Annotated in this window: 6 protein-coding genes; 3 read left to right on the top strand and 3 right to left on the bottom strand. The window is 58.8% G+C overall.

Going from position 1 to position 7,377, the window contains the following annotated elements:
* Window positions 1-317: 317 nt before the first annotated feature.
* From FPZ49_RS27050 to FPZ49_RS27040, 3 genes are all read right to left on the bottom strand, one after another.
* Entirely contained in the window at window positions 318-1,133 is an 816-nt protein-coding gene (locus FPZ49_RS27050) for a nucleotidyltransferase domain-containing protein (RefSeq protein ID WP_261381647.1), read from the bottom strand.
* Between the two features lie 16 nt (window positions 1,134-1,149).
* The gene (locus FPZ49_RS27045; protein ID WP_144853063.1) at window positions 1,150-1,881 is read right to left on the bottom strand and encodes a class I SAM-dependent methyltransferase; all 732 of its coding nucleotides are present in this window, start codon (window positions 1,879-1,881) and stop codon (window positions 1,150-1,152) included.
* A gap of 104 nt (window positions 1,882-1,985) precedes the next feature.
* Window positions 1,986-2,732: a polysaccharide deacetylase family protein gene (locus FPZ49_RS27040; RefSeq protein WP_144853061.1), complete on the bottom strand. Its 747-nt coding sequence runs from the start codon at window positions 2,730-2,732 to the stop codon at window positions 1,986-1,988.
* A 159-nt stretch (window positions 2,733-2,891) separates the two neighbouring features.
* Between FPZ49_RS27040 and FPZ49_RS27035 the strand changes: the two genes are divergently transcribed.
* From FPZ49_RS27035 to FPZ49_RS27025, 3 genes are all read left to right on the top strand, one after another.
* Window positions 2,892-4,034: a hypothetical protein gene (locus tag FPZ49_RS27035; protein ID WP_144853059.1), complete on the top strand. Its 1,143-nt coding sequence runs from the start codon at window positions 2,892-2,894 to the stop codon at window positions 4,032-4,034.
* Between the two features lie 81 nt (window positions 4,035-4,115).
* Window positions 4,116-5,969, top strand: coding sequence for a heparinase II/III-family protein (locus tag FPZ49_RS27030; protein WP_261381646.1), 1,854 nt, complete (start codon window positions 4,116-4,118; stop codon window positions 5,967-5,969).
* A gap of 27 nt (window positions 5,970-5,996) precedes the next feature.
* The gene (locus FPZ49_RS27025; protein ID WP_144853057.1) at window positions 5,997-7,253 is read left to right on the top strand and encodes a Gfo/Idh/MocA family protein; all 1,257 of its coding nucleotides are present in this window, start codon (window positions 5,997-5,999) and stop codon (window positions 7,251-7,253) included.
* The last annotated feature ends 124 nt before the right edge of the window (window positions 7,254-7,377 follow it).

Below are 7,377 nucleotides of genomic sequence, written 5' to 3'. Positions count from 1 at the left end.
TTCTCGCTTAAATGTCTCGTTGTAACTCTGTCTTTTTTCGCCCATGATTGACACCTCGTTATGTGTTTGTAAGTCCATTATCTGTTTGCGAATAAGAGGTGTCCACTTTTTATTCTAGCTGCAAAATCCGCGTTAGAGGAGCCGCCGAGGGCGGTGGTGGACGAGTAGAGCGGAAAATCCGCGTTAGAGGAGCCGCCGAGGGCGGTGGTGGATGAGCAGAGCGGAAAATCCGCGTTAGAGGAGCCGCCGGGGGCGGTGGTGGACAAGTAGAGCGGAAAATCCGCGTTAGAGGAGCCGCCGGGGGCGGTGGTGGACGCTTAAGCGTCCCCTCGCGCTTCGCCCAGCAGCCCGCCCAACCCCAACGCCGCCGCAGACGCGTCGCCGAACCCCTCTGCCGCCTCACCCTCGGCGGCATCAAACACCCCCGTGCCCTCGGCATAGCCGTGCACGAGGAACCCCCCAAACGGCGCAAGCAGCTGCGCCGACAGCAAACCCAGCGGCGCCGCATCGTCGCGCCGATAATACGCTTCCAGCGCCTCCGTCAGCTGGGCGCTCCAAACGGCATCGCACCGCTGCAGGCAGCGGTGCAGCCACTTGCCGTCGCCGAGCCAGCAACCGCTCGTGCGCAGCTTAAACTCCGCCAGCAGTCCGGCTAGCTTGTGGACGATGAACAGCCCTTCCTCGCGCTGGTCGCAGCCGGTCAGGTCCTCAAGCGCTTCGCCAATCTCGTAGCGCCCCTTATTGACCTCCTCGCGCGACCAGGTCGGCGGGCCGGCGAGCAGCTCGGCGCGGGCTTCCTCGACGATATCGCTTACCAGCTCGCCGCCGCGTAGTAGCTGGCCTTCCGCGCACATGCGCTGAAGCGAAGGGATGGCGGAGTCGATCCCTTCGTCGAAGAAATAGCGGTACGTCGCCCGCGTGAGGACAAACGCCTCGATGACCCAGTCATAGGCGACGAACGTCTGCCGGAACGGGCCGGGCTGGGACTCGTCGAAGAGGACGAGATCGAGGTCCGAGGTCGCGGTGGCGCGACCCTGGATGCTGCTGCCCGCGAGGAGGGCGGCCTCGCAGGCAGGAAAATACTCCTCTACAAACCGAATGGCCGCGTCTATCGGTGCTAATCGCACGCTCATGTCTAACCCCTCCGCCTCACGATTCCCCTTTGACAGCGATGAACAGTGCGTAGCCGAGGGTTTCGCGGTTGCGGCCGATCAGCTCATCGTGCTCGATCGAGGTCCGCCATACTTTGGAGTCCAGAATCGCGCCTTGGTCAATGACCTGCAGCAGATCGGGATTTCGCTCCTGATCTTCGCCAAGATGCTCTTCAAACACGGAGCGGTTCCACGTTTCCGTTCGTGCAAAGCCTGCTGCCATGAGTGCTTGCGGCCACTCGGCGTCGCTCAGCAGTCCGCCGAACCCGAAGAACCGGACGATCTCCTCGTACTCGGCCTCCGGCATTGGCTGCAGCAGCATGACTTCCCGGTCGTAGAGCGCACCGCCAGGGCTCAGCACGCGGGAGTACTCACGCAGCGTCGCCCTAATGTCCGCAAAGTTCGTGACCGACTCCGCGAGAATCACATCGAACGAGCCGTCGGCGAACGGAAGCGCATCAATGCTGCCTTGGACGAAGGAAATCGCCAAGCCTTCTTTTTCCGCACGGGCTCTGGCTTTGACGAGCATTTCCTCCCGGATGTCGAGGCCGGTGATGGTATAGCCTTGCTTCGCAAGGTAACAAGCGGTCCGTCCGGTGCCGCAGCCGACCTCCAGAATCCGGCTTCCCTCCGGCAGAGGGAACTGCTGAAGCTGGTGCAAGGTGGCGGAGAAGCCGCCTGGGTGCGCACTGCCCACGCCAAGCCGTGTAAGCATATCCAAGTAACTCATGTGAGACATCCCCTTCTTTCCCATAGATACCGGTCTATCTCATCTTATGAGGAAAGAGGGCTAAGGTTTATAGGTAGATGTCCCGAGCGCGGGAAAAAGAAAGGTTATTTTTCCACGGCCTCCAGCTTGCTGTAGGTGAGGAGCTCCGAAACCGTTACGAAACGGTACCCGCGCTGCTGCAGCTCGGGCAGGATCGTTTTCAGCGCTTCGATGGTCTGCGTCTTGCCTTCGACGTAGTCGTGGAACAGCACGATGTCGCCGTTACGCGTATTGTTCAACACTTTGTTGATGATTTTCTGCACGCCGGGTGTGTTCCAGTCCTTCGTATCCTGATGCCACGACCACATCACGACGGTGTAGCCGCCTTCCCGGGCCGTGTGAATGAGCGTGTCGTTATAAAAGCCTCCCGGTGGGCGGAACAGGTGACAGTTTTGGCCGGTTGCGGCAAACACGACATTTTCCGTACGGATCAGGTCTTGCTTGAGCTTCGTGGCGGAAACATTTTTGCCAAAATAGGTGTGGCTGTACGTATGGTTGGCCAGCTCGTGCCCTTCATCCAGCTCGCGTTTCACGATGGCCGGATAGCGCTCCACTTTGTTTCCGATGACAAAAAACGTCGCCTTCGCGCCGTACTGATGCAGCAAATCGAGAATTTGCGGCGTATCGGCCGGATCAGGGCCATCGTCGAAGGTGAGGGCGATCACTTTTTCTTCGGTCGGCACCTCCCACACCACCTCACCGCGGCTCTCGTAGTAGCCTCTTCCTTTTTTCGGTCCAGCGGCTGCGGGGCTCTGGAGTAACAGCAAGCCCGCACAGAGGACCCATACGGTACAAATGACCAGCTTACGCATACGGCAAACCTCCTGAGTACAATCTGCCTTGTTAGGATAGCCGTTACCGCAGGAATTATGTTCCGTACTAATTACAACCTTTTTCCTAGCATGGGGGCGATGGGGCCAAGCCATTCTAAAACAGTCATAGTATCTATCCGAAGGTATGGTGAACCGACGATGAAAAAATGGTGCCTGCTCAGCCTGCTCATGCTGCTGTGCATCTCAAATGTCGCTACGCCGGTGACGGCGAAGCCGAGGAAGAATGCGAACGAGGGAGCGGACATCCGGCTGATCGTGCGGGCTTCGGAAGAAGCGCAGATGCAGACGGAGCTGCGCATTGCCTCACCGGAGTGGGAGCGTAAGCTGCGGAGCACGAAGCCTGTGCCGGCAGACCCGGCAGCGAAAGTGGCAAGCAATATCCGGTTGTCCATACGGGAAGGACGCACCCAAACGTGGTACGAAGTGGAGACAGCAAAGCTGGATTTATATGATATGGAGCATAAGCAAGTGATTCGTCTGCCGGAAGCGGCCAAACAAACGCTGGCGATCTACATCCAAACGGCTTATAGAGCGCATTACGGGGAGATGCTGCCTTGGACGGAGGTGAAGCAGATCATCGGTATGAAATCGGTGAGTCAGGTGACGGATTTGGAGACGGGCTTGTCGTTTCAGGTGCAGCGAAGAGCTGGCAGCCATCATGCGGACATGCAGCCGCTCACGAAAGCAGATACGGCTATTATGAAGGAGATTTACCATGGCAAATGGAGCTGGAAGCGGCGCGCCGTACTGGTCGAGAAGGACGGTCATGTGATTGCAGGCTCGATGCATGGGATGCCGCATGGCGGCGACGGGATTCCGGATAATGATTTCTCCGGCCACTTCTGCATCCATTTTCTGGGGAGTACGACGCATGGCTCGGGGAATATTGATCCGGACCACCAATTGATGATCCACAAAGCGGCCGGGCGGTTGGACGAGGTGTATGCCAAAGCATCGCCGTACGAGGTGATCGACAGCTTCTTTATCGCGCTGAACCAGCAGGACCCGGAGCTATTGCGGCGCACCTTCAGCGATCTGACGAATCCGCAGCTGCAGTTCTATTTGAGCGGTTTAAACCGGCTGAAGACGGTGAAACCGAATCGGCCGCGCGTGCGGGAGGTAGGCAGCGAGCTGACTGCTGAGGTGCCGGTGGAGGTAGTGCTGACGTTTGAGGATCAGCGGCCGGAGAAGCAGGTGTTTACTTTTACACTGAAACGAAGCGGTGAGGGGTCCCCATGGAAAATCGACACCCTGACGCCGATCTCACGCAGCAAACGATAAAAATGGTTATGCACAAGGAACTGGCAGGCGGCTTGGCGAAGTAGGGGAGAGCATAAGCGATCTGAAAGGAGATTCACTTCAATGATCAGCTGTACTTTCCATGAGCTTCGCAAAGCCGTTTTTGCTGTGCAAAAAAAGCCAAAGTCAACCACTTTATTAGGGGCTTCCCTCGACAAGGAAGCGCTTCGCGCGCGGCTAAGCCAGCCATGCCTCGAAGCCTACATTGCTGAAGTCCGCGAAGAAGCGGTGCGGGCCAAGACAGAGCCGGTGCCGCAGCTGCCGTTCGAGCTGTTTCACCTGTTCTCCACGACGGGCACGAGGAAGGAATATGAGACGCCGTATTTTGAGCGCAGAGGAAGATTGTTAGCGCTTGCGCTGGCTACTTTGGCGGATGAAACGCAGGAGTTTGTCGTCACGCTGGAAAATTTGATCTGGGACATCTGCGGCGAATATTCCTGGTCGCTTCCTGCGCACCTTCCGTCCACGATGGAGAGCGTTCGAAGCGCACGCGTCGCGCCGGAGCATACGGTCGATTTGTTCGCTGCGGAAACCGCGCACGCATTAGCGGAAACGCTTTATCTGGTCGGCGAGCGACTGCACCCTTGGGTGGAGCTTCGCATCCGGGAGGAAGTGGAGCGCCGCATTTTCAAGCCGATCTTCGATACGCCGTACCACTTTGGCTGGGAGTCGCAGACGCACAATTGGTCGGCGGTTTGTGCAGGTAGCGTCGGGATGGCGGCGATGCTGCTGGTGGAGGACGCTGAGCGTCTGTCCGGGATGCTGGACCGGCTGCTTCGCGCGATGGGCTGCTTCCTGCAAGGCTATGGCGAGGACGGCTGCTGCTCGGAAGGGATTGGCTACTGGAATTACGGCTTCGGCTACTATGTGTATTTCTCCGAAATGCTGTATGAGCTGACGGAGGGCGCTATTGATCTGCTGCAGGGTGAAAAGCTTCGCGCTATCGCCTCGTTCCCTTCGGCGGCTGCGCTGACGGCGCCGGTGTACGTCAACTTCTCGGACTCCAGCCAGCGGCACGAGCCTTATCCGGGGCTGCACAGCCGGCTGCACCATCGGATTGGGCAGCAGCTGCCGGAGATGACCCGGGTGCCGTCGCTGCATGCCGATCACTGCTACCGCTTTGCGGCCAACGTGCGAAGCCTGCTCTGGACCGATCCGGCGCTGCTGCGAAAGCCGGCGGCGGTGGGCACGTTCTATTTCCCCGAGACGGACTGGATCGTGGACAAGCAGTTAGCCGCAGGGGGCATGCTGGCCTTCGCCGCCAAGGGCGGACACAATGCGGAGCCGCATAACCACAATGACCTCGGACACTTCATCCTGCATATCGCGGGCGACAGCTTGCTGGCCGACTTGGGAGCAGGGGTGTACACGAAGGGATATTTTGGCGCCCAGCGCTATACGTATTTACATAATGCCTCGGAAGGGCATTCCGTGCCGATCGTTGGCGGCCTGCCTCAGGCGGCCGGGCGTCAGCATGCCGCGCGCCTCCTTCGCCGGGAGCAGTCCGAGGGGACGCTCCACTACGAGCTGGAGCTCGCCGGGGCGTATCCTGCGGAAGCGGGGCTTCGCTCGCTCATCCGCGCCTTCGAGTGGAAGGTGGAGCAGGCAGGTGCGGTGCTGTCGCTGACGGATGCGGTTACTTTTGCTGATGGAGGCCGGGCGATTGAAGAGGTGTTCATCAGCTACCATGAGCCGAAGCTAGGGGCGCCTGGGCAGGTGCTCTGGCAGGGAGCGCGTGGGGAAGTAACGCTGAGCTACGAGGCTTCGGAGTTCGATGCGGCCATCGAGGCCATTCCTACGCATAAGCACAGCTCGATGCCGGTCACGGTATACCGGGTGCGCCTGCAGCAAAAGGCATCAGCTCCAGCTCCGGAAGTGGTCTGCCGCTTTCAATTTGCTTGCCGATTGACGAATTGAGGTCATAATCCAAAGGAGAAAATGCAGATGATCACAGCCGCATTAATTGGCGCCGGCCATCGGGGAATGCATGCCTATGGTACGTATGCTTTGAAGCGCCCCCATGAAATCCGATTCGTAGCGGTGGCCGATCCGAACGAGGAGCGGAGACGGGCGTTCGCGAAGCAGCATGGCATTCCGGAGAGCGCGCAGTTCGAGTCGGAGGAGGAGCTGTTCGCGCAGCCGAGGCTGAGCGATTCCCTCCTGATCTGCCATCAGGATGCACAGCATTATGCTGCGGCGATGAAGGCGATGGAGCTGGGGTACCACATTTTGCTGGAGAAGCCGATGTCGCCCGACCCTCTCGAAGCGCTGCAAATGGCGGAGCAAGCCGAACGTCTCGGCTGCCTGCTGGCGGTTTGTCACGTGTGCCGATATGACCATTATTATAGCACCGTGAAGCAGCTGCTGGATGACGGAGCGATCGGCAGGCTGATGACGATTCAGTGGAACGAGAATGTCGGCTTCTGGCATCAGGCGCACAGCTTTGTGCGGGGCAATTGGCGCAACTCCGCGGAGACGAGTCCGATGATTTTGGCCAAGTCCTGTCACGACATGGATCTGCTGCAGTGGCTTGCGGGCGGCCGCTGCGTCAAGGTGTCCTCCTTCGGCAGCTTGAGCTACTTCAATGAAGCCAATGCCCCTGAGGGCTCCACAGCCCGATGTACGGACGGCTGCAAGGTGGAGCACGAATGCCCGTATTCCGCGCTCAAATGGTACTACAATGAGAAAAGCGGCTGGCCGCAAAACGTCGTGACCTTGGAGCCGAAGCTGGAGCTGCGGATGAAGGCGCTCTTGGAGGGGCCTTACGGACGCTGCGTATACCGCTGTGATAACGACGTAGTGGACCATCAGGTGGTCAATCTGCTGTTCGATAACGAGATTACCGCTGCCTTCACCATGACGGCGTTTACGCAGGAGACGAGCCGAACCTTCAAGCTCATGGGGACCCGCGGGGAAATTCGGGGGCATCATAAGCGCGGGGAGATCGAGGTCATTCATTTCTCCGGCAAGCGGGAGTTGATCTACCCGGAGGTAGTGGAGGGCGGCCATGGCGGGGCGGATACGCTGATCATGCAAAATTTTGTCCAGCTGGTGCGAAAGAACGAACCCGCATCAGTGAAAACCTCGGCTATGGAATCGGCTAGCAGCCATATGATTGCCTTCGCGGCGGAGCATTCCCGGGTCACGGGGGAGACGGTGACGATGAGCGATTTTGTGGCGGAAATTCGGGGCCGCCGCTAAAAATAATCATGCAAAGAAACCCGGTCATTGACCGGGTTTCTTTGTGCTTCCCGAGGCCTGCCGCATAAAAACTGCTCATCTATGGAATAATTTCCACGAGATGTTAAAGGGAAAGGCGGCGCTG

The organism is Paenibacillus cremeus (genome assembly GCF_007786445.1).
Classification (GTDB): Bacteria; Bacillota; Bacilli; order Paenibacillales; family NBRC-103111; genus Paenibacillus_G; species Paenibacillus_G cremeus.
The sequence above is the reverse complement of the archived record's forward strand: the minus strand, read 5'-3'. Positions and strand labels throughout refer to the sequence as shown.

Bases quoted from the DNA above. Each gene is read 5' to 3' on its own strand.
- FPZ49_RS27050 (WP_261381647.1), bottom strand. From the start codon at position 1,133: ATGAGCGTGCGATTAGCACCGATAGACGCGGCCATTCGGTTTGTAGAG.
- FPZ49_RS27045 (WP_144853063.1), bottom strand. From the start codon at position 1,881: ATGAGTTACTTGGATATGCTTACACGGCTTGGCGTGGGCAGTGCGCAC.
- FPZ49_RS27040 (WP_144853061.1), bottom strand. From the start codon at position 2,732: ATGCGTAAGCTGGTCATTTGTACCGTATGGGTCCTCTGTGCGGGCTTG.
- FPZ49_RS27035 (WP_144853059.1), top strand. From the start codon at position 2,892: ATGAAAAAATGGTGCCTGCTCAGCCTGCTCATGCTGCTGTGCATCTCA.
- FPZ49_RS27030 (WP_261381646.1), top strand. From the start codon at position 4,116: ATGATCAGCTGTACTTTCCATGAGCTTCGCAAAGCCGTTTTTGCTGTG.
- FPZ49_RS27025 (WP_144853057.1), top strand. From the start codon at position 5,997: ATGATCACAGCCGCATTAATTGGCGCCGGCCATCGGGGAATGCATGCC.